Origin of the sequence: Ruegeria atlantica, assembly GCF_013032505.1 — a bacterium.
In the GTDB taxonomy this organism is placed as follows: domain Bacteria; phylum Pseudomonadota; class Alphaproteobacteria; order Rhodobacterales; family Rhodobacteraceae; genus Ruegeria; species Ruegeria atlantica_F.
The window spans coordinates 1,355,482-1,378,945 of the sequence record NZ_WQCG01000001.1 but is presented as its reverse complement, the minus strand read 5'-3'; the positions used below and the strand labels follow the sequence as shown (position 1 = coordinate 1,378,945).

Here is a 23,464-nt window from a genome sequence, read left to right as displayed (position 1 = left end):
TCCATTTGACAAAATATGTTGTCCCGATGCCATGCCAGGTTTGCGAGGTGCGGCCAGTGTCTTTTTCTTCCGGTTTGCAGGTCTTCCCATCCGGAACCAACAGCCGGTCGACAACATCACTCGGCCCTTTTTGTGAGACCAGTGCTGGTGTGTTTCAGACAGGTCTGTTGATCAAAGTTCGCTTATTCTCCGCCGCGTCGATCTTATACGAATGCAGCATATCTCCGGTTCACGCTCAAACGACATTTGCTTAGCTCATCCGCGCTTGGGCAAAGCGCCCCAAAGCTCTGTGAAGCCGCGCGCGCCCGAAACGAGTTTTCCGTCCGCTCGTCGTACATGAAACCGACCCAATGCCTCTTGCCGCGTTAGATCGTCACCAAGAAGCACATCAGAATTTGAAACGTCAACAAATCGCAGTCGATCAGCGCCCTTACACGAGGCACAATGCTCAATCTCAACGGAGCAGAGCGGGCAAGATCCGTCGTAGTACACCGTAGCGCACGCGTGATCGGCTTTACCCGATTTGACTGCAACCTCAACTCGTTCCGTTTTGTGCATTGTCTTCGACCTCTACCAGTGGGGTGCGCCAGATCTCTCTCAAGAGCTAGCGCAAATGCTGAAGAAACCAGAGCGCAGCTGCGGCAGCTAGGTGTGGTACAAGGCCGCAACTTTCGGAGCAGCTGTCCAAATTCAATGGCAGAATTGCCCGCAGCTGGAGACTGCAAAGCCAAATTGTGAATCTCTGCTTTGGGCTGACTTCGGTCCTATGCATTGATAATGTGGATGGCCGCAAAGTCCGCAAAGCAGGCATTCATCGCAGATAAAGCGAAGGTCCACTTTGAGCCCCAAGCCGTAATTTGTCTGCGGGCCGCGGATGACCTCACTCTGAAGCTGTGACGTTAGGAATGTTTGCTGAAATTACTTCTGAAGCTTCAATCCAGTAGATTGAAGGAGCGAGTTCGCTTTGAGTTTGGCGGATAATTAATTTACCTGTAACCCACACGGGATCCGCCGTTATGTCGACGCCCTCCGGATATTCTACGGTAATGACTTGATCAGGAAGAGGGGCGGTTGGATGTCGGCAGCTCTGAGACAGTGGAGGTATCAATAAAAAGCTTTTTACGTTTTTGAACTCGAACTCAAGAGGGTGCGCGTAGCCAGCAATCCGAACAAGATCTCCCTCCAGTTTAGAATTCCCTGGTACGCACTCAGCAATCTGCATCGACAGCATGCGATCACTCAAATCTCTCGGCATGCAACCCGGATTTGATAGGTAATCATTCAAGAAATCAAAGCATTCAACAAGGCGCTCTTCCCGAAGATCAGACCACGAAATCTCCTGTGGTTCGGAGTGAGCGGCCAAAACGGTTAGGACAACTAGGGAGATCGAGCAACCCGAAAGTCTAATTGTCATTCCGACCGTGCGAAACAGTAAGCGGGCTCTTGTAATCCGGCTCGGTCAATCCTTGTTTGCGCATAGCAATACCGGTCAGGCACTCCCTGATGGTTCGGTTGGCATTCAATGCGGAAACGTAGGTCGGGTCCATTAACGGAGCGAGCTCAACGATTTCAAACCCAATCACGTTTGACTCGGCGCAGAGGCGACGAATTATTGGGAAAACCTCTCGGGGCATCAGGCCACCAGGCTCGGGCGTCCCTGTTCCAGGTACGAATGCCGGGTCAAAGGTGTCGATGTCGAAGGAAATATAGATATGCTCCGGCCCGTCATTTGCCTCGGCGATGACATCTTCCATAACCGCATCCCAGCCGCGTTCTTCGATCTCTGCCATTGTATGATAGCGGAACCCATTCAACCGCATCCATTCAAATGCTTTTTCGTCTGGATAGTATCCGCGCAACGCGACTTGAATAAAGTTTTTGCCCTCGACCATGTCTTCTTCGATCAACCTGAAAACAGGCATGCCATGATTGATCAGGTGTCCAAAGCCATATTTTCCGGCATCGTAATGTGCATCGAAATGAACGACGCCCACATTGCCTTTTCCATAAACGTCCGTCATCGCAGCGACGTTTGGGTACATCAAAGAATGATCGCCACCAACAATAAAGGGTATCACATGGTCACCGTCAGCGTGTTGCACTGCCGCTGCCTGACCAACAAAAGAACGGACCGCATGAATTGTGCGCTCGGTGCTCATGATATCGTTCGGGGCGTTTCCGTAATCTACGACTGTCATATCCTGCAGCGGGTCAACCATGACGTGCATATGCGGTTGTCGCCCCCCATACCCGAGATACAATGAGGAGTTTCGAACCGCATTCGGACCGCGCGACGCTCCGCGTGCGCCGGTCCCCATGTCGGTAAAAGCACCCATGATAGCAACGTCAACTTCAGCAGCGGCTAGATCGCCGGGCGTGAATGCTAATGGTTGGTGCAAGAAAGTTGGGAGTTGCATATAGCCTTGACCAGGGAAACGCTGAGGGTCAACAATTCCGGGCTCCCGTCCTTCACGTTCTCCTTCAAAACTTGGTAAAGGAGTGCGCCATGCATTGTAAGTTGGATCTTCAGTGTCCAAAGGAATAACGGGTTGTTCCCCGTCACGGATCGGTGCTTGGGTACCTTCGAACTCGTGACCGTAGATCTGAGCGTTCCCTGCACTGGCAAAAACAACCGACAAAACAGCCAGTACGGAATGGAGCCTATGAAACACCAGAAGTCCCTCCTCAGTTCTTTGCTGTACCAATACTATTGTCGAAATTGTGGTTTGAAGCAAATTTTGACGCGATGGTATCCTTACACTGAATAGTTAAGACGTTTTGGTGGACTAAAGTTTTTAAGCGTGCCCAGAGATCTTTTGCTGAACTGAAATTTTGAAGCGAAGCAACTACTTATCCCGCCGGGAGCGAATGACCGCACCAAGCCCCATGCGCGCTAACGGACCGTAGCGTCTGAAAGTCTTCTTCGCCGCAACCTGCGTGGCGTTGTTTTACAAATTATGGCGACTAAAAAAGAACGGCGTAAAAAGGTGCATATAGTCATACAGTAAAAGAGATTTGAGCATTTATCCTCGATTAAGCGGAGGAGAATAGTTGTGGTCGAAAAAGTCGATATTCTTGAGCAAGTTGAACGCATAACGACGTCAAAGGACTTTCAGTGTAGTGCGCGGACAAAGTCGCTCCTGAAGCATCTTGTCCAACTAGAGCTTGAGGGTCGAAGTGATGAGTTAAACGGGACTGCATTGGCAATGGATGTGTTTGGAAGGGGCGCTAACTTTGATCCAAACAATGATCCGGTTGTCAGAACTGAAGCTGCCAAACTACGAAAAGCACTACATTACTACTATTTGGCGGAAGGAAATAGTGATCCGGTTGCGATATCGATCCCCAAAGGGCAGTACCGCCCGCTTTTTGAAGTAAACGGCAAAAATGATGCGCCTAAGGACTCATCACTATCGCAAAGTAAAGACTGGCCTGTTCTTGGGATCGGCACTTTCACCGGTTCGGATACGATACGCGCGAAACGTTTCCGTGAGGGGTTTCCCGAAGAGTTGGCGCTGGAACTGGCGCGTTTCGCTCATATCCGCGTTTTGACCGGGTTCTTAGACCAGGGCACTAGTGGGCACAGTGAGAAACCCATAGCTAGTTATGACTATGTTCTTGACGGCTCAGTCCGGGACGATCAAACCAGCCTGCGCCTGATCGTTCAACTTAGAAGGATCGATGATGCTTCGGTACTGTGGGCCGATCGGCGCGACATCAATCCAGACGCGACCGATAGTTTCAAATTCCAGGAAGAGATTGCAAAACAGTGTGCAACAAAGCTGGTCGATGCCTATGGGGTTGTCGCAACAGATACTGCGAGTCGTTTAGCAGGTCGGACGTCTGCTGAGAACAGCGTCTATCAAGCCCTACTAGCGTTTCATGCCCATCTTCGCACCTCGAGATCAGGCAGTTTGAAACAAATGATGGATCTCGCGCATTCAGCAACTCAGAACGATCATTCCAATGGACTTGCACATGCGCTGGTGGCATTGGGTTATGTAGAGGAAGTTGCGTTGGGCAAAAAACGCCTAAGAGAAGTTTTGGAGCCGGGACAAACTCACGCTGAAAAGGCAGTGTCTTTGGAACCTCAAAACCAGGAAGCTCTTTTTGCGGCGGCGATTTATGCGCAGCTGGCCGGGGACAGCCATCGGTTTAATCGTTTAATTGACGCAGTAATAAAAGCCAATCCCAACAGTGCTCTATTGCTTGTATTGGCGGGTGGATGGTTTGCACTGGTGAGTGATGTCAAGCTGGGTGCGGAAATGGTGCGACGGGCCTTAGAAATCAACCCATTTTTGCCGATCTGGACAAACCTCACACTATGTCTGGAAGACGTAGAGAACGGAGACTATTCAACGGCCTCAGAAAAGGTGCGACGGATTGATGCTCGTGAATATGCAGCGGATTGGTTGTTGATTGCTGCCATTCATGATCTGGCTGGCGAGACGGAGCTTGCACGCGATGCGCTTTCGAACTTCCCCACAAAACAGTTTTCGCTCGACGAGTATCTCGGCGATCTCCCCTATGCATCCAGCGTCGTGGATATGCTGCGGAAAGGTATTGGAAACTTGGGTTCCGTTGAGACGTAAAACCCAAATAGTTACTTCGAGCCGGAAAATTTCAGCAAAGATTGCAACAGCCACGGTAATTTGTGCCAAGATAGTCCGAAAATGAGCGGGTAAATCGATGGCTCCTATCCAACTGAAGAGTGTTACGCGCACCTCGATTTTAACTAGAATTGTGGGTTTGTCCGTTTTGTATCTTTTCTCGCTATTTATTAGCATTGCCAACGCGCAACAACCTGCTCAATCGGATCCGTACCAAAACTCAATTTCTGTTGCGAGTGAGGCAAACGTGGACGAAGACGTCCTCTCTCGGCATGTCGTTGCGTTAGGCGCAGAAGATCTGACGAAAATAGCAGACATCTGGCAGCAAAGAGTTCAGGCCAACCTCGCGAGAATTGCCGAAGGCGTAACCCAGTTAGAGATAGTGGCGGATGATCAAGTTCCTGCGCTCGTTGACCAAATAAAGGCTATTAATCGCCAAAACATCGGTGACTTTCAGAACTACTTGGTCGTAGTCAACGCTCTGGAACGCAAAGGTGGTTCTGAAGAGGATTTGAAAAAGCACCAAGGGTTTATCAAAGGTTTCATAACGGAGCTTTTGCTTTCATACCAATGGTCCGCGATTGTTCACCTTTCAAAGGACTGGATTTTGTCAGGCAGGGGTGGGCTAAGAGCGCTAAGCGGGGTGGCCCAAGCCTTAATAGTTATGGCCGGTGCTTTCCTTGTCGGAGGCATTCTAAAAAGAGTGTCTGGCAGATGGTTGCGCGGCCGAAACGTTGATAACGAAATCGCCGCAGTGGTTTTTCCGAACCTGCTGCTCTGGAGCATTCTTGTACTGGGTTTATTTGTCGCCTTGTGGGGGCTTGGTGTAAACCTTGGCGTCACAACAGCAATTATTGGTGGACTTGGGTTCCTTTTAGCTTTCATGCTGCAGAACTTGTTTCAAAGTGTGATTGGCGGGCTTCTGTTACAAGCAACAAACCCTTACTCAAAAGGCGATATTATATCTATAAATAAAACGATTGGCACCGTCGTTGACGTAAACGTCATTTCAACAAAGCTCAGAACTTTCGACAACCGTCTGGTGCAGATCCCTAACCAATCGATCTGGCAAGGGGCCATGGAGAACCTTTCTAAGTACCGAGTTAGGCGTGTCGATCTTGTTTTCGGGATCGGATATTCAGACGATATTGAGCGCGCCAAGGCGACGCTTGCTCAGATAGTTGAAGCAGACAAGCGTTGCCTGAGAAGCCCGGAAACGCGTATTTTTGTCGGCGAATTGGGCCCCTCATCTGTGAACGTTTTTTGCAGGCCGTGGGTACGTACGGATGATTACTGGGATGTGATGTGGGACTTGACGGAAATTGGAAAGACCCGTTTGCAGAATGAAGGCATCTCTATCGCGTTCCCGCAAATGGATGTGCACGTACACGCCAAAGACAAGGCTACTTCTGACAGTTAAAGTGCGATGCGTTTAATTCTTGCTGAACGTTGGCGGAAAAAGATCAGCTAATTCCTCAAGTTCAGAAGCCTCCAGAAACTCGACGGTATTCGTCAGTTTTTTACACGGGCAGTATCTATTGGATTGGCTGGAAATCGCCCGACGAAACAAGGCTTCACTTTGAGAGAGTTTCAGCCGGGCGAAAAAATGACTAGCATTGTTTTCGTTTGGTTACCCAGGGTTTTTGGGGTTAAGTCCCGAGTGTTCTTCCAGCGCTGCCCTGCCTAGGCCTCCTATTACCAATTGCTCGCCCTTAACCTGAGCAACAGCGTCAATTAACAAGGACTTTTCTCGGCCGCCGGCATCGAACAAGTAGTCCACAACTTCGGGCAATGCACTGTTCCAACTCGGGCAAGCCAGTGCGAACTGGGCCAAGAAATTTGCCATGAACTTTATGAGGCGTTCTGCGCTCGTTTCTCCAGTCTCGCGAGCTGCCCAAAGTAAGGCTTCCCACATCGCGTCTTCAAACGCGACCGTTGCTTTGTTGGCCCCGTGAAAATCGATCCAGACTCGGTTTTCGCGGGCTAGCCTAAGTTCTGAAGCCTTTTGTACAAGGTTATGTGCAGCGGCGGTGGTCGAAGGATATTGATCCCTCAAGATTTTCAGAAGTTCGAATTGAGACATCTTTCGCTCCTGTTTCGGTTTTCACCAAACAGAAGTGGGAAAGAGCGGCTGAAACCAGCAGGTGTCCTACTGTAGTCCTACTGTAGCAGGTAGTCAGTAAGCTATTGAAAATAAATATATTTGGAGCTGAAATTCGTTCAAGACGTTCTTTGCTTTCAGGCATCTTGGGACAGTTTGCCTTTTCTCAAAATATGCCGAATGGGGGTAAACTCTCATTGTCGCTTTTCTTAACTTCTTCTTCAAAATTTCTGCGTTGCTCGAAATTTGTGTTTCTGCACACTTGGTTTCGAACATCTGTTTGCACGGAGCTAGCTTCCGAAGCGCCAACCAAATTTATTTGACATGCAGATATTATGTTTCATGATTTATGAAGACTTGCAGTGTTGGGAGTGCGCATTGTGAAACAGACGATGATAGCAATTAGTTTCTTGGCCACTTTCGCTACCGCTTCACAAGCTCAAACCGGTCGAGAGAATCCGACTGGGGACTATGCTCTAATCAATGGTCAGATCCACACCATGGACGAAGCGGGATCTGTCGCTGAGGCCATAGGCATTGAAGATGGTAAAATCGTTTATGTCGGAAGTGCCGAAGGTCTTCCAAATATCATTGGGTTGGGAACAGAAGTTATCGATCTTGCTGGCGCGATGGTTTTGCCAGGCTTTGTGGACGGTCATATACACGCTGCCGCAGGTGGGCTCATCATGTTGGGCGTTGATCTACAGACAGACGATAAGGATGAACTTTTCGCGCGCATCCGAAACGAGGTAGAGACCAATGACGATGATCTGATCCTCGGCTTTGGGGTTCGATTTAATCCTTGGACGGATGGCAACCCAACAGCTGCCATGCTGGACGAAATTGAATCTGAGCGGCCAATGTTTTTCTGGGCAATTGACGGACATGCAGCTTGGGTAAACTCGAAGGCTCTTGAGCTGGCCGGGGTCAACAAAGACACGCCAGACACCGTTCCGGGTTTTGCATTCTTTGAACGTGATGACGACGGTAATCCCACAGGCTGGATCGTCGAAGTCCCGGCTCAGTTGCAAGTTCTGTCCGCGCTTCTCGATATTGATCCGGCATTCATTGCCAAAGGCGTAGAAATGTGGATGGGCCGTTTTGCAGCCGCAGGCATCACAGCCGTCCATGATCATGGTATTCAGGGCCTTGGGCAGGACGAGGGCTTCCAGATGTTGCAGGCCTTTGAGCAAGAGGGAAAGCTGCCAATTCGCGTAATTGGGTCTTATTACTGGAATGACGGGACGATCGACCCTTTGCTAGGCACGATGGAGTTGCGCGAGAACTACAACTCGGACCTCGTGCGGGCCAAATACCTAAAGATCAACATCGATGGCGGTGACGACAAATGGACCGCGCTTATGCTCGATCCTTACGTTGACGAACCTGACAGGGTTCCAGAACCAATCATCCCCTACGATGTTGTAGAAGATGCAGTGGTGCGCGCGGACGCAGCGGGGATTGACGTGACTTGCCATTGTTTCGGCGACCTTGCGGTGCGCAGTCTTCTTGATGCCATTGAGACTGCAATAGAGGTCAACCCGCCGCGCGAACGCAGCCACAAGATCACACACGGCGTTTATGTTCATCCCGATGACTATGTGCGTTTTGGACAACTGGGGGTCACATACGACTCTTCAGGCGCTTGGATGAGCTTGGACCCACTGATGCAATCCATCGCGCTGGCCCGTGTCGGCAAGGAACGACGGGACAAGGCATTCCCAGCAACAAGTGTAATGGCCGCGGGCGGGTCTTTTTCGCTGGGTTCTGACTGGCCCGTATCTGGCTATGTTTCCGAATATCGGCCGCTTTCTGCAATCGAAGCGGCTGTTCTCCGACAGCTTGACGGACGCAAGGATGTCCCCCCACTCGGCGGTGAAGAAGCAAGACTGACCGTCGATCAAGCGCTCACTGCGCATACGATAAATGCAGCACATGGTATGGGCATGGGCAATGAGATCGGCAGTTTAGAAGTTGGCAAAAAGGCGGATCTCGTAGTTGTTAGTGAGAACCTCTACGAGATTGATCCGAACGAGATTTCTGAGGTCGAAATTCTCTACACGATTATGGATGGCCAAGTGACTTGGGATCACACCAAGCAGTGACTGGTCCCTGGATCTAGGCGTCAACTTTATAATGGAGAACTGCCATGAAGCTCCTTCAAAGAGTAGTACTTGCATCGGGTCTAATGGCTAGTGCGGCGGGGCAGTCGCTTGCGTGCGGCAACCCAATGCAATGGGCAATGCTTTTTGAACGCCACCCGGAAGCGAAGGTAGCCTTCACTGCCGATCTAGCAGCTCGAACATCGGGTCTTGTCCAAGCGAGACCATATAGCAAAAGACCCGGCGTCTCGTACCATACGTGGTCTGTTAATTCCCTGGACAGGCTGGCCCAGGAAATGGCGCCGTCGATTTCTGCAAATTTAGAGAAGGGTGAATCACTCACTGTCCTGCTTTCAATCGAAGTTGCGGCCATTCGCTTTCACAGTGGAGATCGTGCACCTGAAATTGTTACTGCCGCTGAGCTCAAAACGATCTCGGACTACGACGCTACTACAACAGTGAACGTTCTATATTCAGGTTGGCGGCACGATCTCGACTTTGACTCAGTGTTAGAAAACGAACTCTTGATCATCTCTCAATCTCAAGCGGTTGAAACGCTTTCAGCGGTATTTGGTGGGGTGTCGAAGGTTTCATTCAAGCCTTGAAGTTGCTTTAACTTGTTTGGTTCCTAAAGATGTGTTCGACAGCTGTAGGAACGTTGCAAGCTAGGTGTAGAATCGGCAAGAGTTTTGACCTACAAGAAACGATGTACACCCGTGCGTTTTGGTGTCTCACGGAGTTTCCGATAACTCTCAAAAAGGGGCGTGGGCAGTCACCTAAAATACTGTGTAAACGAATGTACGAGGCTGTTGATGGGTGACATTTGGTTAGTAGGCATACCAATTCTGTTGTTGGTGTAGTTAGCCTTATTATACTCGCCGCGACTGCGTTTGCGCTTACCGGAAACCGACCAATTGCAAATAGCTGCGCGCTTTTCTTAGGTCATAAATTTACATACTTTGTGATGGGAATTTAAATGGTCTACGGGCTTTCAGAACTTCTCACGCCAGTGGTGGATTTATTATAAAAGGTTTCGTGGACCCAACGCGCGATGCAGCGTTTCAGGCGCATGCGAAGTTTACAGAAATTCGCTTCCGTCCATTCCTCTGTCCAAAACCACTTGAATCAGGAAAGAACCCTCACCAGCCGAGACTCCTTCAAGCTAACGCTCACCGCCGCTCTTGCCGATTGGCGTCAACTTTGTTCCGCATAAGTTCACAGTTTTGGCGTCAAACTTGGACTGGCTCGAATTCGTTTGACAGCACCAGTGACACTGCGCATCGGCTTACGACACTACCCAAAGCTACAACTTTCTAAGAGAAAATTGTTTCTGTCGAATTAGACCATCATTGAAATCGTAACCGAAGTTTTGGATGTCGCTGATGTATATTGCGCCAACAGCTTTACTGCTTTCTGTGGAATAGTATTCTCGGTAGTCCTGCCTCCTCGATTTTTTTCGATGCTTAAAAAACCTACGCTTGCTGCCAACCTCTCTAAGAACGATGCTTAGATCTTTCTCGAATGTTTCGAAGCGGCCGAGGAAATCTATTGGCATTTCTCCATCTTCATTAATGAGAAAATCAGATTGCGGTGTAAAATAGGGAATACTGAGATACTGGGAAGGCTCTTCAACAAATGAATGCAGAAAACTCTCAAAGGTGGAATGATTTGCCACCAATTCCAGTTCCTTTCGCCGCGCGATGATATAATGATAGGCGGATACTAATCGGTCCCAAGGGTTCCGCACAAAACTGAATTTGAAGTAGTTCTTCGCTTCCGGTCCCAGTTCGTCGAGATGCACAAATATTGAAGCGTGTTTATTGATCGTCTGACAAGGCTCATGTTTGGTCAGACTCCGGAGGTTCGGGCGACGCAAAATGGTAGAGATCGTAGATCCCCCAGTTTTAGGTATATGAACGAAGACTGTTTTTAACGTGTGATAGGTTGGCAACGCTTAGCTGGTCCTTCTTGCCAAGAACAGGTGTGCCGCAAGTACGTCGACACCTCGCGAGACATGCGCAAGGACAATGCTACACTCCGGCGCAAGGCGACAAAAGCGAATTATCATGATAACATGATGTGTGGATATAACTGGAACCCCATCTCAATGGTCATCGACACAAGGCATACGCCACACCCTTGATTGGGAATATCGAATACCAAAAAGGATCTGCCGCGACTCAGAATCTGTAGTTCAATGAAAAGGAAAGCACTGTCACATCCAAATCTTTAAATTCACGTTCAAAATCTGAGAATTCAGAGTACACCAACTCGGCTCCGAATGTGATCTGTTCGCGGATGAATCGTTCATAACCAAGGCCCACGAAATAACCACTGCCTGCGCCCGGGTTAATGTCGCCGCTGGCGTGAGTGTCGAGTTCTGCATAGCCGGCGCTGGCGTAGTACATGTTCACGCCACTGTCGAATCCGCCACGCGCACCAAAACGTTTATAATAGCCAAGTTCGAAACCTGGGTCTATGTCCAGTTCCGTTCGGGTGTATTGCAGGAAATACCCGACTATGACCTTGCCGAAATCGTAGTCCCAACCAATTTTTGCGCCGTAAACCGGGCCGCTGGAGCTTTCCACGTCGGGAGCATAGCCAAGCTCTAAGCCGACGGAAAAACCGGTCCAATCGACGCCCGTTTCAGTTGGTAAGGCTGGCTTCCCGAACTGCATTACTGCACTTGCATGTTCAATTTCACCAGCCAGCGAGATTGCTGGATACATCGCAGCGAGGAAGAGGGCGACAAGACTATTGCGCTTTGTCATGTTAATCAAATCCATTGTGCTTTGTCTAAACTCTACTTTAGCGCAGCCGCCTCGGCTTTTTCTAAGTAAGTAGTTCGAAATCACAGAAATGCGGTAATTGCTGTTTCAAGGTGGCAACAGTAGCGCAATGCCAGTACTTCTTCCCCACACGACGCCGTACCGTGACTTCAGAGTTGGCTGTGCTGGCTAGTTGGGAACTGTCAGTTTCTGCGGCAAAGACACTTTTTTGGTACCTATGCTCTGTCGGGAAGCGGGGATCGGCTCTGTCCGCAAAGCAGACGCTCACATCGTATGCAGCGAATGGGGGTGCCGAGCCTAAAGCTGAGCGGTTTCATTCCAATACCCGCGCTTCAAGACGCGCCTAGACGAATGATTGCCAATCGCCTAATGCAATTGAGCGTTATTTGAAAATTTCGTAAGAAAAGACCTCTAAGTCTTCCTCAAAACCCCGCAAAGAATGCCGCCCCAATTTTTTTGGCTCTTCAGATACCAAGTTCACAAAATCACCCGTTGCTAAAAGCCGCGCCTCCAGTTTTCGCGTCAGGCCCTCTAACCTGCTGGCTATCGCGACTGATGGGCCAGTTACCGTAAAATCCAAGCGCTTTTCAGTGCCAACATTCCCGTAGACAGCCGCCCCAGTGTGCAAACCAACCCCAAATTCAGCACGGTCTGGTGGATCAAGTTCTTCATTCCTTTGGAACGCTTCACGCGCCGCGGACAGGGCTGCTTCGCACATGTCTTCGGGTAGTCTTCGTTGACCATCAAAAGGAAAGATTGCAAGCAACCCATCGCCAACGAATTTAAGAACCTCTCCGCCGTGATCGTGTACCGCACCACCGACACAATCGAAGAATTGGTTAACCGTCGCGACATATTTTTCCGATGACAAGCGCTGGCTCAAAGCCGTAGAGCCGCGCATATCACTGAACAAGAGAGCACAGTCAATTATGCTTACATCTCCCCGGGCTATTTGACCGTTCAGTACGGATCGACCGGACAACTTGCCTAGATACACCTCCATCAACTCAGCTGCCAAGAACTGCTCCGACAATACACGCGCTGCACCAAGCAAGGGTAAAGATAGCCGCGACAGACCATCTACCTCACGGTCTGTGAAGCCAGAACGACGCTTTGTAGCAAAAGACACGGACGCGCCCAAAGCCCACTCCATCTCTCCGTCAAAGACAACAGTACGATTGCCGAATGGTGCACTGCATACGACATAGTCGGTCACACCTGCTTCAGCGAGTTTTCGGAATAGCGGAAATTTGTCACGCGTCGCTTGGTCAGTCAGATTTGCTCGCATGAAAGGAAACTTGATTGTGCCGTTAGCAAGTCCGTCCGCCAAATCCCATACTTCCTTATTAAAGTGCTGTTTCGCAATCTCATTGGCCAATTTCGAATTCTCTCCGAAGGGTGCTTTGTCGAAGAGATCAACCGTTACTGAGCTGCGTGGAAGAACGGTCCATTCAATACGATGGTTCGATGCATCCCAAGTTGCATCGAGCAATCCAATTACAGGGTGCATCATCAGGCGACCCAAGGAAACACGCGTGACCGGCACGCCACCATCGATCAGCCTGTTACTTAACTGCTCGACTAGTCCACCAAGATCAGCATCAAAAAAGGCCAGCTTTTGCAGCCAATCTGCAATGCGGTCGAAAACATCCGCCATAACTTACACCTCCACCATCATCTTCTTACAGCCGAAGGCTCGTGTCATTCGGTTTGTCTTCGAACGCTCAATACTCTAGCGATGGGTTTGCAAATTCTCACGCCCGCTCACTCGCGGTATTGGCCAAAGCCTGTCAATTTTTCGAGCTACGAAAAAGTGCCAGGCGAAACAGTCGATAGAGAAACGTGACTATTCAACTCTAAAGTACTCTTTCCAAGGTCCTGTGCAGCGGTGCAACTAACGGCCGCTTTGTCCGCACAGCAGTCGTCCGACTTAATCGCAGCGAGTGACTGCTTCGGGCCCAATGCGGTCATTTGTGTTGACCCAGTCGATAACGCCGCGTCTAACCAACGTCCAGTTCCAGCACAAACGGTCGTTAGGACGTCGAAGCAGACGTAGCTGCGGAGCCAACAAGAATTTAGAGTCCGGTTCGCCCTGTGCATTTGAGGTGGGGAACCGCCAGAGGAAACTTCCCGCACATCATGATTCCTTGGTCACTGGCTACCCGAGAGCAGCGTTTGCCGAGGTTCACATGAGCAGGCAGCAGTACATTTTGAAGATCGCATCACAACATGGCACACACGAGGCCAGGGGATGGTTTGCCAATCCGGCAATGGTTTTTATCCGTGTCGCACTGTATGCGGCCGCCGTCGCCACCGGTGGGGAGCTTGCCGATGCGGTGTTATTGTATGGTCAGGGGCTTGCATGGTGACGCGGTACAACGCGCCCCATCGTGATCAGCTCGGAACAACAACCCCAATCGAAAAACCCACTTGTTCGAAATCGTTAGTCGGCCAAGGAAACGTGGCGCGAATATACCCACGTAACACCGCCCCGAAAGGACCCACAAAACCTCTGGCGGTGTTTGGTCCACGCCGGGTTTCATTTTTCAAGTGGGGAGGTGGGGAGCGACTTCTATTACCTCTATGAAAAATTGGTCAAAATGCCAATTTCTCGCGTGGGGGATAGAAAATAACTTCCCTTACTCCCCATACACTAAAGAGTATCTATATAAGATATTGTAATTTATAAGATTTACTGGCAACCATCGCTGCATTTAGGCTCCCCAATCATTCCCCGCCGGTTCCCCGAAGCTCCCCGTATTTGGCCCTTCTTCGTCGCAATCATTGCGAGCATCATGGGTTTGGAAAAATTTGCCGTCGCGTGAGCGCCCGTGAAGGCGGAGACCAAAAAAGGACATAGGTTTAGCGTCTAAGTGGTGGGACATAAAATTAGAAACGCGCAACAATTAGTGGGAAAATTATATGTCCCACTTTTTGACAACACATTGTTATTCAAAGTTTTAGCTGTGCCGCCCCCGGGCACCACTTAAAGAACCTTACGAATTTGATAAGACAGAACTTAAATGACATCCGATTGATGTGCACCACCTGTCCGGCTTGGTTATAGAGGTATCTGTCGGGGCTGGTGTTGGACAAATTTGACCGCTTTGCGCCCTTGTCCCTCTGATGAGGTAATCCAACACAAGCCGCAATGCGTCCCGGTTTATCTCTTTTCCATTCCCCATCGAGCCGATTAGGGTCCGCTTTGAAAAGGGTGGGCATATGTGGACCAAGGGCGAAATAGGTGAAGCGTTTTGAAGGTGGTAATTCATCAGGGTTTCCATAAAACAGGAACAACAACTCTGCAAAAGACGTTGTCGAAAAATCGGGGATATCTGAAAGATCACATCAACGTCCTTTTGCCGGAAGATCTGCAAGACGCCAGCCGCGCCGCGCGGCGCTATGCGGTTGCCCCCAAGAAGCGCACTCTTCGTAATTTTGGAGCGATCATTCGCGAAGCGCTAAAGCCGTTTGCAGATCATGGCGGTAAGCCTCTACTGATCAGCAACGAAGAACTCGCTGGCCTAATCCCCGGTCGCAAAGGGGTTTGGTCGTATGAACAAACGCACGTTCTTGCCAAAGTTCTGTTGGATGAGGTCTTACACCTGACTGAAGATGGGGACCGCATTGTATTTCTGCTTACAACACGAAACGCGCCCGATTGGGTCAAAAGTACGTATTGGCAAAATCTGCGTAGCCACAGAATTCGCGAGAACTTAGCGCAATACGGCGAGGCATTGCGTCGGGGTTCGGATCTTGAGGCCGTAGTGTGCCGCGTGAAGGAGGCTGTGTCCCCGCGTGCTGAGGTAGAGTCTGTCAATGTTTCCAGGTTCGACGACCATTATTTCCCGCTGATTAAGGCACTGTCCATCCTGAACGTCAGGTCCGACAGGCTTGTCAAAAGTGAAAATCGCAACGTCCAGCCAATGGGCGGCGCTGACTACTTTTTAGAACTGAATCGATCGAACTTGAGCGACGAAGAGGTGTCGGCCGCGAAACGCGAGTACTTGAACAAACTTAAGCGGTCGAACGGCGCCACTTCATGACTTGAAGCAGGTGCGTGGCCAGGTTGGTGCAGTGGCCCAAGCAAGTTGCCGTTACGTAATGCTCCGACCAATCAAAATGCAGGTTCGCGAGTGATTGTAAGAACCGGAACATTAATTTTTCATATATTCAGTACAGAACTGGCGGTTTAAAAGACACAAGATCACTGGGTTCGATTTGCAAATTAAAAACAAGTATTTGGTTGGCGAATCGATTTGGACAGTCTTGCTTTGTAAACTGCCGTTTTTCGAGTAGAGCAACTCAAGGTTGAAAAGTTGTCATTTTAGTATCAATTTGATTTGACAATTTAGAAACATTTGCGTGATTGCTGCAATTCGGTCCCTTTTCCGCCAGATTCTGTCTTGATAAGAAGATGTCAGTGAGCAGTGATTTGTTGAAAGGTACAGGCGGCACAATGAGAGCCGGGGTTAGCGGTCGTATATCCATTTCGTGGACGCAGACAGAGTTAGACGGACTTGAGGCAGCGCCTCAGTCTTTTTTGAAAGTTGGAGCTGCATGGTCATGGCGTGGGCAGGCCCTTTCGTTGGCCAGCCCGTCAGAGCAGGCCCTGGTGTTGTCAGGTCAGGCCGAAGCATACGCATCAAAAGTGTTAAGCAGCATGTCGCCGTCGCCGAGCGTGGCAGACGGTGCGTTGGGTCGGGTCGTCCTGACCAACGGAGCGCAAACATATACAGCAGATTTGTTTATGGTTCCCGGAGAGGCAGACCCGACGCTGGTTTTCGAAAACGGATATCCCGCACGCGACCAAGAATTCTGGGTTAGCGCGTATGCCGAATTTGAACGCGAAACCGTATCGACCCTCCCGGATAGAACCGTTGTCGCATTTCCAACGCAGTCGCTGACGGACGAGGGCTGGGAAAACGCGGTCACGCGAGCCCGAAGCCTGGCAGACTGAACTTCCAATCCGGCAGACTGCGTTCTCACATAGCAAAAAGATCCAAGCCGTGTTGACTCCGCCAATTCTGCGGATATAAGCGCGGCTTCATTGGTGTTGGTGGACCCCGCAAGGGGATTCCTGTCATGGGGGAAACCTCAAGAGGACAACGCCCTTCATAGCGGCCTAAAAAGGCCTCGACTTTAAGAAGGAGATCAGCCGTGACCAAACGCACGTCTGCCAAGTACAAAATCGACCGCCGGATGGGCGAAAACATCTGGGGTCGTCCGAAATCCCCGGTCAACCGTCGTGAATATGGCCCCGGCCAGCACGGTCAGCGCCGCAAGGGTAAACTGTCGGACTTCGGTCTGCAGTTGCGCGCCAAGCAGAAGCTGAAGGGCTACTATGGCGACCTGACCGAGAAGCAATTCCGCCGCATCTACGCCGAAGCCGTGCGTGTGAACGGCGATACTGGTGAAAACCTGATCGGTCTGCTGGAGCGTCGTCTGGACGCCGTCGTCTACCGCGCCAAATTTGTTGCGACCGTCTTCGCCGCTCGTCAGTTCGTGAACCACGGCCACGTCAAAGTGAACGGCAAGCGGGTCAACATTCCGTCGTACCGTGTCAAAGAAGGCGACGTGATCGAAGTGCGTGACAAGTCCAAGCAACTGGCTGTTGTTCTGGAAGCTGCCGCTCTGGCCGAGCGTGATGTACCTGACTACATCGACGCCGATCATTCGAAAATGACCGCCACCTTCGTGCGCGCACCTGGCCTGGGCGATGTGCCTTACCCGGTCGTCATGGAGCCGAACCTGGTCGTCGAATTCTACGCGAAGAACTAATCTTCGCCGACATCAAGTTTTGGAAAGGCCGCGCAATTGCGCGGCCTTTCTTTGTTTAAAGGGGCCTTTGTTCCCAATTGAGGCGGGCTGTGATTCCGCTGGGATACCTTGGCCGGACGAAGAGCGGATCAGATCGGCAAGGGGCGCCCCTCAGCGATTGCCTCCATTGCGAAATATGATGTGACACTGTCCAGTTCGACCTTATCGATCAGTCGCTGATATACTTTATCGTATGATGACATATCCTGTGTGACGACCTTCAATTGATAGTCATAGTCGCCGCCTATGCGATGAAAATCCACAACTTCGGGGATGGTCAGGACGTGGCGTCGAAAGGCCTGCAACCAGTCCGCCGAATGATGTCGGGTGCGTAGCATGACAAAGACCACAAGGCTTAGCCCCAGTTTCTCACGCGCAATTTGCGCGGTTGATCCGGTAACGACACCATTTTCGTTCAACGCCTTTAATCGGCGCCAGCAGGCGTTTTGCGATAGCCCGACCCGATCTGCCAACTCACGCTGAGATAGCGTTGCGTCTGTTTGAAGCTCACGCAAGATACGTTTATCAATTTGATCTAATTTGTCAGCCATTCCGCATCATATGACACAAAATTTTAGAATTCTACCAAAAGATAGGGGAGGTTTTCGCGGCAATGCTCAATCATATTGGATTGTGCAATATGGAGATTTCACCATGACCTTGTCAAAATTTCGCGCAGACCTCCAATCCACCACTCGCAATTCAACCCTGCGCGATGGGCTGATCGGAGAAAATGTTCTGATCCCCGGTTTGAATGGGGACGTGCCGCTGGTCTATGCGGATTACGTCGCTTCGGGTCGCGCGCTGCGGCAGGTGGAGGATTTTGTCACCCATGAGGTGCTGCCTTTCTATGCCAACAGCCATACAGAGGCCTCCTATTGTGGGTCGTACATGACCCGCCTGCGGCGCGAAGCGCGCGCAGAAATAGCCCGCATTGTTGGAGCAAAGGAAGAGGACGCGGTGATCTTTACCGGGTCCGGCGCCACTGCGGGTCTTAACCGGCTGGTCAGTTTGATGGGAATTGAGGGGGCTGACCGGCCGGTTGTTCTGATCGGGCCGTATGAGCATCATTCAAACATCCTCCCCTGGCGGGAAAGCAAAGCGCAGGTCATCGAAATCCCCGAAGCGCCTGAAGGTGGCGTTGATCTGGGTGCACTTGAACGGGCATTGGAGGACAATTCCGATTCCGATCTGATTGTCGGTTCTTTTTCCGCCGCCTCTAACGTAACCGGCATCATTACCGACCCGGACCCGATCACGCGGCTGCTCAAGTCTCATGGCGCTGTTTCGATCTGGGATTACGCTGGGGGTGGACCTTATTTGCCGATGGACATGGGGCCAGAAGATGCGCGCAAGGATGCCATCGTAGTATCCCCGCACAAATTCCCGGGCGGCCCGGGCGCTTCCGGTGTGCTGATCGTTAATCAGAACGCAGTTCGACGCACTTGCCCAAGTTGGCCTGGTGGCGGGACTGTCAGCTTTGTATCGCCCTGGCGCCATGACTACAGCGAGGATTTGGCTACGCGGGAAGAAGCCGGAACACCCAATGTGATCGGAGATATCCGCGCCGCGCTGGCCTTCATCGTCAAGGATGTCGTCGGCACGGATGAAATTGCTGAACGCGAAGCCCGGTACAATGAAATGGCATTGAAAGGGTGGGGGGACAATCCGAACCTGACTTTGCTAGGTACTGAAAACCCGCATCGTTTGCCGATCTATTCTTTCCTTGTGCGGGACAACTCTGGCCAGCCGGTGCATCAGCAACTGTTTACCCGGATGCTCAGCGACATCTACGGCATTCAGGCGCGTGGTGGTTGCGCGTGTGCCGGGCCATATGCGCATCGCTTGCTGGATATCGACCATGAAACGTCCACTGAATTGCATGCTGCTTTGTCAGCAGGGGAAGAGATGAAGAAACCCGGATGGGTCCGCCTGAATTTCTCGTACCTTATGAGCGAAGAGACGGTTCAGTTCATCATCGACAGCGTCAATGACCTGTCCCACCGGACTGAGGAATTCACCCCTTATTACAACGCGGACCCGGCGACCGCCCGCTTCAAAGCGGCGTGACGGAATTGCCGCTTTTCTCAACGCGTTGAGACAGGTATGAGAGGCTCCAACAACGGAGCCTCTTATGAACAAGATCACCCCGCAACCCGGCATTATGGACATCGCGCTTTATCAAGGCGGTCAGTCGCATGTGGCCGGGGTCGAGCATGTGATCAAGCTCAGCTCGAACGAAAATCCGTTTGGGCCAAGCCCCAAGGCGATCGAAGCGGTTCGCGATAGCGCGGCAACGCTTCATCGTTATCCCAGCACCGACCATGCGAGTCTGCGCGCGGCGATCGGCGAGCGTCACGCGCTGGACCCGGCACGACTTATCTGCGGCGTTGGCAGTGACGAAGTCCTGCAGTTCATCGCTCAGGCTTATGCGGGCCCCGGTGATGAGGTTATCTATACCGAGCACGGGTTTTCGATGTACCCGATCATCGCCCGCATGGCTGGTGCAACCCCGGTGATGGTGGCCGAGCGGGATCGCCACGTGGATGTCGACAACATTCTGGCTGCCGTGAACGACCGGACGCGGATTGTGTTTGTGACAAACCCGGGCAACCCGACCTCGACCATGATCGCCGAGGCTGAATTGCTGCGTCTGGCCGAGGCATTGCCCAAGACCTGCCTGATGGTGATCGACGGGGCCTATGCCGAGTTTGTCGATGGGTTCGACGGTGGTGCATCGCTGGTGGATCGGTTTGACAACGTGATCATGACGCGGACCTTTTCCAAGGTGTACGGTCTGGGTGGAATGCGTGTCGGTTGGGGTTATGCCGCGCAGTCGATTATCGACGTGCTGAATCGGGTGCGCCAGCCGTTCAATCTGTCCTTGACCGCGTTGGCTGCTGCAGAGGCAGCGGTGAATGACGTGGAATTCCTGTCCTTCTGCCAGGCCGAAAATGCGCGCCTGCGGGTGTGGCTGTCGGAAGAACTGGACAAGATCGGGATTCCATCGGATGCGTCCTGCACCAATTTCATCCTCGCCCGCTTTGCCAACCGGGCTGAGGCTGAGGCGTGTGACGACTATCTCAAGACCCAAGGTTTGATCGTGCGCCGCGTGGCGGGCTACAACCTGCCGAACGCCCTGCGGATCACCGTGGGCGACGAAGAAGCCTGCCGCCGCGTTGTTGCGGCCATCACTGCGTTCAAAGGGGGCGCCGCATGAGCCAAGTTTACGACCGTGTGGCCTTGATCGGGCTGGGCCTGATTGCCTCGTCAATGTTCTGGGCGATCAAACGCGCTGGGCTTGCGGGTGAGGTTACCGGCTATGCGCGGTCCGAAGCCACCCGCGAAACGGCCCGTCGTATCGGCCTGTGCGACCGAGTTTGCGACAGCGCGCAAGAGGCGGTCGAGGGCGCGGATCTTGTCGTTCTCTGCGTCCCTGTCGGCGCGATGGGGGCTGTTGCAAAGGAAATTGCGCCCGCATTGAAACCTGGGGCGACAGTGACAGATGTCGGCTCGGTCAAGCACCACGTTATTCAGGCCGTTGGGCCTGAAATCCCTGATGGCGTTCATTTCATACCCGCGCACCCGTTGGCGGGGACCGAGCATTCTGGCCCGGAATCGGGATTTGCCGAGCTATTTGATAACCGCTGGTGCCTGTTGGTTCCAGTCGAAGGCTCTGATCCGGACGCAATTGCGTGCTTGCGAGCGCTGTGGGAAGGCATGGGGTCAAACGTCGATGAGATGGATGCGGACCACCATGATCTGGTTCTGGCCGTGACATCGCACGCGCCGCACTTGATCGCCTACACAATGGTTGGCGTGGCGGATGATCTGCGTCGGGTCACCGATACCGAAGTTATCAAATATTCCGCTGCGGGGTTCCGGGACTTCACCCGCATTGCAGCCTCGGATCCGACGATGTGGCGTGACGTGTTCCTGACCAACAAGGAAGCGACGCTGGAGATCCTTGGCCGGTTTACCGAAGAGCTGTTTGCCTTGCAGCGCGCAATCAGAACAGGTGACGGCGAGCAACTATTCGACTATTTCACCCGTACACGCGCGATCCGACGCGGCATCATTGACGCCGGGCAAGACACGGATGCGCCAGATTTCGGACGGGGGAAAACGAACCCATGACACGGGGCTGGAGAACCACTCTGATTGCATTTGCAGCGCTTTGCGCAGCATCGACTCAGGCTGGTTCACTGGAACGCTCGTTGGTACCGTTGTCGCGGCCCGGCACTGTACTGACCCCGCAACAGATCGTCCTCAGCAGCGCGGTGTTGCCTCAGCTGCCTCCGGCGACGATACGCCCGGAGTTGCGGCCAGCGTCGCCGCAGGTTTTGGCGGTCGCGGCCCGTCCCGCAGACCTGCCCCTGCTTGGACCAGACACATCGCTGATGCCGTACCTGCGGCCCAAAGCCCTTGAGCAGGAGGCGCTGTTCAAAAAGCGTAAGTTGCGTAAGGGGTCGGTATGCGGCGACATCAATATACAGGGCAAGCCAGTCGGCACTGTACCGGGTAAGATCAAGGCATGTGGGATCAAGGACGCAGTTCAGATCACCTCGATCTCGGGGGTGACGCTTAGTCGTCCTTCCACGATGGATTGTGGAACGGCTGTTGCGCTGAACAAGTGGGTTGAAAAGGCAGTCAAGCCGACCTTCAAGAGACGCGGGCCGGTGGTCCAGTTGCAGGTCGCCGCGCATTATGCGTGTCGGACGCGAAACAACCGTAAAGGCGCTCGTATTTCCGAGCACGGCAAAGGCCGAGCAATTGATATCTCGGCTTTCAAGATGGCCGATGGAGAGGTTGTGTCGGTCCTGAACGGGTGGCGCAAGAACCCGTCCCAAAAACAACTGGTCAAGATCTGGCGCGAAGCGTGTGGGCCGTTTGGCACCGTACTAGGGCCAAACGCCGACCGGTATCACCGGGATCATTTCCATCTGGATACCGCCCGCCATCGTCGCGGGCCATACTGCCGTTAACGCAAGATCAGGCGGGGCGCAGGCCCCAGCGGCAAAGGCCCGAGCGCCACGAAACCGTCCCGGAAGTTAAGCTGCAGGTCCAGCGCATTTGGGTTTCCACCCAGCCCGGCCATAAAGTTCAGTGCCCGCGTCACAGGATCAACGGCCTGATCGGGTAGGGCACCTGCAGCGTTAGCCATTGCAATCATGTCGCGCCAGTTTTCAGCTTTGACCGCAATCTCGCCCGTTGGAATTCCCTGGTGGTCGATGTCGAGCTCACCCGCTGCAAACAAACGCAAAGCACCCCATTTCATCTCGGCAAGGTTCAGGTCAATCTTCACCGGCTGCGGTCTGCCTTGTTCCAGAGCCGTACGATCCCACGGTTTGTTGAACGTGGCCGTCATATCCAGTTCGAGCGTCTCAAACGCCTGTGGCAACGTAGTTGCAGACCGCATCAAATCGCGCAGACCATCTCCCGGGGTAAACCCGTCTATTCGAGCGCCGATGGCATAGGTTACCGGAATAGAGGTCTGTTCCATAACCAATGTCAGCGTATCGCCGCCAGCCAGCGCTTCGGCATCATCGGTGATCAACCATGAACCGGCGGTCAAAGCCATTTTTTCCAGCACCAGCGCCACACCGGGTTGCAGCTGTAGCTCGGCTTGCAGATCGCTGGCTTCAATGGTCGCTGTCTGATCAAAATAGGACAGGCGCTGGGGCGTGTCGGCAAAGCGCAGCACCTGGCGTCCGGGCCAGATGGCAGGACTTTGGAACTCAATCCAATCCGCGCTCCACGCGGTGCCGTTGACTGGGTCTGCCAGAGCAGGACTGTTCAGGCGCGTAACGTGACGAAACGGATACCCGGCTGTCGAAACATCGGAAAAGTCCGCCTGCCAGCCTTGTTCCTGCTGATTGTCGAACCAGGCGGTGATTGCGTTCCGCAATCCGAATCCGGCAACGAACCAATAGGCGCTCCAGATAACCGTTAAGAAAATGACTACTCGTATTAGACCGCGCATGGCAGTTGGCCCTTTTTCCCGCGTTGAATTTGATGTTTATAGGCCCAAACGGGCAAGGA

The 23,464-nt window shown here is 52.3% G+C and carries 21 protein-coding genes and 1 pseudogene; 13 read left to right on the top strand and 9 right to left on the bottom strand.

Going from position 1 to position 23,464, the window contains the following annotated elements; translation table 11 throughout:
* Positions 1 to 255 precede the first annotated feature (255 nt).
* The 3 genes from GOW92_RS06755 to GOW92_RS06745 form a co-directional block, all read right to left on the bottom strand.
* Positions 256 to 558 carry a thiol-disulfide oxidoreductase DCC family protein gene (locus GOW92_RS06755; protein WP_170559090.1) on the bottom strand — a complete coding sequence of 101 codons (303 nt, stop codon included), beginning with the start codon at positions 556 to 558 and terminating at the stop codon, positions 256 to 258.
* 322 nt (positions 559 to 880) lie between these two features.
* A complete protein-coding gene (locus GOW92_RS06750; protein WP_170559088.1) occupies positions 881 to 1,414 on the bottom strand; it encodes a DUF3299 domain-containing protein in 534 nt (177 codons plus the stop codon).
* Entirely contained in the window at positions 1,404 to 2,672 is a 1,269-nt protein-coding gene (locus GOW92_RS06745) for an agmatinase family protein (RefSeq protein WP_217356502.1), read from the bottom strand. The genes GOW92_RS06750 and GOW92_RS06745 overlap by 11 nt, the downstream gene beginning before the upstream one ends.
* Positions 2,673 to 3,053: 381 nt before the next feature.
* On the opposite strand from GOW92_RS06745, the gene GOW92_RS06740 reads away from it, so the two are divergent.
* Together GOW92_RS06740 and GOW92_RS06735 are read left to right on the top strand one after the other, a co-directional pair.
* On the top strand, positions 3,054 to 4,592 hold the full coding sequence (locus GOW92_RS06740; RefSeq protein ID WP_170559086.1) for a hypothetical protein: 1,539 nt from the start codon (positions 3,054 to 3,056) through the stop codon (positions 4,590 to 4,592).
* 97 nt (positions 4,593 to 4,689) lie between these two features.
* Positions 4,690 to 6,030 (top strand): mechanosensitive ion channel family protein, encoded by a 1,341-nt coding sequence (locus GOW92_RS06735; protein WP_170559084.1) that lies wholly within the window; start codon positions 4,690 to 4,692, stop codon positions 6,028 to 6,030.
* A gap of 210 nt (positions 6,031 to 6,240) precedes the next feature.
* Here GOW92_RS06735 and GOW92_RS06730 read toward each other — a convergent pair whose 3' ends face one another.
* Positions 6,241 to 6,693 (bottom strand): hypothetical protein, encoded by a 453-nt coding sequence (locus GOW92_RS06730; protein ID WP_170559082.1) that lies wholly within the window; start codon positions 6,691 to 6,693, stop codon positions 6,241 to 6,243.
* Between the two features lie 398 nt (positions 6,694 to 7,091).
* On the opposite strand from GOW92_RS06730, the gene GOW92_RS06725 reads away from it, so the two are divergent.
* The 3 genes and pseudogenes from GOW92_RS06725 to GOW92_RS24870 form a co-directional block, all read left to right on the top strand.
* A complete protein-coding gene (locus GOW92_RS06725; protein WP_170559080.1) occupies positions 7,092 to 8,816 on the top strand; it encodes an amidohydrolase in 1,725 nt (574 codons plus the stop codon).
* A gap of 44 nt (positions 8,817 to 8,860) precedes the next feature.
* Positions 8,861 to 9,418, top strand: coding sequence for a hypothetical protein (locus GOW92_RS06720; RefSeq protein WP_170559078.1), 558 nt, complete (start codon positions 8,861 to 8,863; stop codon positions 9,416 to 9,418).
* A gap of 437 nt (positions 9,419 to 9,855) precedes the next feature.
* Positions 9,856 to 10,026: pseudogene (locus tag GOW92_RS24870) on the top strand (IS6 family transposase); the annotation flags it as partial.
* 90 nt (positions 10,027 to 10,116) lie between these two features.
* Here the strand turns inward: GOW92_RS24870 and GOW92_RS06715 are convergent.
* The 3 genes from GOW92_RS06715 to GOW92_RS06705 form a co-directional block, all read right to left on the bottom strand.
* Positions 10,117 to 10,764, bottom strand: a complete 648-nt coding sequence (locus GOW92_RS06715) for a sulfotransferase family 2 domain-containing protein (RefSeq protein ID WP_170559077.1) — start codon at positions 10,762 to 10,764, stop codon at positions 10,117 to 10,119.
* Between the two features lie 229 nt (positions 10,765 to 10,993).
* Positions 10,994 to 11,599: an outer membrane beta-barrel protein gene (locus tag GOW92_RS06710; RefSeq protein WP_170559076.1), complete on the bottom strand. Its 606-nt coding sequence runs from the start codon at positions 11,597 to 11,599 to the stop codon at positions 10,994 to 10,996.
* Positions 11,600 to 11,984: 385 nt separating this feature from the next.
* On the bottom strand, positions 11,985 to 13,259 hold the full coding sequence (locus GOW92_RS06705; protein WP_170559075.1) for an adenylate/guanylate cyclase domain-containing protein: 1,275 nt from the start codon (positions 13,257 to 13,259) through the stop codon (positions 11,985 to 11,987).
* Between the two features lie 532 nt (positions 13,260 to 13,791).
* On the opposite strand from GOW92_RS06705, the gene GOW92_RS06700 reads away from it, so the two are divergent.
* From GOW92_RS06700 to rpsD, 4 genes are all read left to right on the top strand, one after another.
* On the top strand, positions 13,792 to 13,971 hold the full coding sequence (locus tag GOW92_RS06700) for a hypothetical protein (RefSeq protein WP_170559073.1): 180 nt from the start codon (positions 13,792 to 13,794) through the stop codon (positions 13,969 to 13,971).
* A 945-nt stretch (positions 13,972 to 14,916) separates the two neighbouring features.
* Complete coding sequence (locus GOW92_RS06695; RefSeq protein ID WP_170559071.1) at positions 14,917 to 15,648, top strand: hypothetical protein; 732 nt, start codon at positions 14,917 to 14,919, stop codon at positions 15,646 to 15,648.
* A gap of 377 nt (positions 15,649 to 16,025) precedes the next feature.
* Entirely contained in the window at positions 16,026 to 16,562 is a 537-nt protein-coding gene (locus tag GOW92_RS06690; protein WP_170559069.1) for a hypothetical protein, read from the top strand.
* A gap of 200 nt (positions 16,563 to 16,762) precedes the next feature.
* On the top strand, positions 16,763 to 17,383 hold the full coding sequence (rpsD, locus tag GOW92_RS06685; RefSeq protein WP_058275494.1) for a 30S ribosomal protein S4: 621 nt from the start codon (positions 16,763 to 16,765) through the stop codon (positions 17,381 to 17,383).
* A 128-nt stretch (positions 17,384 to 17,511) separates the two neighbouring features.
* On the opposite strand, the gene GOW92_RS06680 is transcribed toward rpsD, so the two are convergent.
* Positions 17,512 to 17,973, bottom strand: coding sequence for an Lrp/AsnC family transcriptional regulator (locus GOW92_RS06680; RefSeq protein ID WP_170559067.1), 462 nt, complete (start codon positions 17,971 to 17,973; stop codon positions 17,512 to 17,514).
* 103 nt (positions 17,974 to 18,076) lie between these two features.
* Here GOW92_RS06680 and GOW92_RS06675 point away from each other — a divergent pair, with 103 nt between their 5' ends.
* The 4 genes from GOW92_RS06675 (at position 18,077) to GOW92_RS06660 (ending at position 22,407) form a co-directional block, all read left to right on the top strand.
* Positions 18,077 to 19,492 (top strand): aminotransferase class V-fold PLP-dependent enzyme, encoded by a 1,416-nt coding sequence (locus tag GOW92_RS06675; RefSeq protein WP_170559065.1) that lies wholly within the window; start codon positions 18,077 to 18,079, stop codon positions 19,490 to 19,492.
* A 64-nt stretch (positions 19,493 to 19,556) separates the two neighbouring features.
* Positions 19,557 to 20,642 carry a histidinol-phosphate transaminase gene (hisC, locus tag GOW92_RS06670; RefSeq protein ID WP_170559063.1) on the top strand — a complete coding sequence of 362 codons (1,086 nt, stop codon included), beginning with the start codon at positions 19,557 to 19,559 and terminating at the stop codon, positions 20,640 to 20,642.
* Positions 20,639 to 21,559 (top strand): prephenate/arogenate dehydrogenase family protein, encoded by a 921-nt coding sequence (locus GOW92_RS06665; RefSeq protein WP_170559061.1) that lies wholly within the window; start codon positions 20,639 to 20,641, stop codon positions 21,557 to 21,559. Before hisC ends, GOW92_RS06665 begins: the two co-directional genes overlap by 4 nt.
* Complete coding sequence (locus GOW92_RS06660) at positions 21,556 to 22,407, top strand: extensin-like domain-containing protein (RefSeq protein WP_170559059.1); 852 nt, start codon at positions 21,556 to 21,558, stop codon at positions 22,405 to 22,407. The genes GOW92_RS06665 and GOW92_RS06660 overlap by 4 nt, the downstream gene beginning before the upstream one ends.
* Here GOW92_RS06660 and GOW92_RS06655 read toward each other — a convergent pair.
* Positions 22,404 to 23,405 (bottom strand): DUF2125 domain-containing protein, encoded by a 1,002-nt coding sequence (locus GOW92_RS06655; RefSeq protein WP_170559057.1) that lies wholly within the window; start codon positions 23,403 to 23,405, stop codon positions 22,404 to 22,406. The two genes, GOW92_RS06660 and GOW92_RS06655, sit on opposite strands and share 4 nt — an antisense overlap.
* Positions 23,406 to 23,464: the final 59 nt, after the last annotated feature.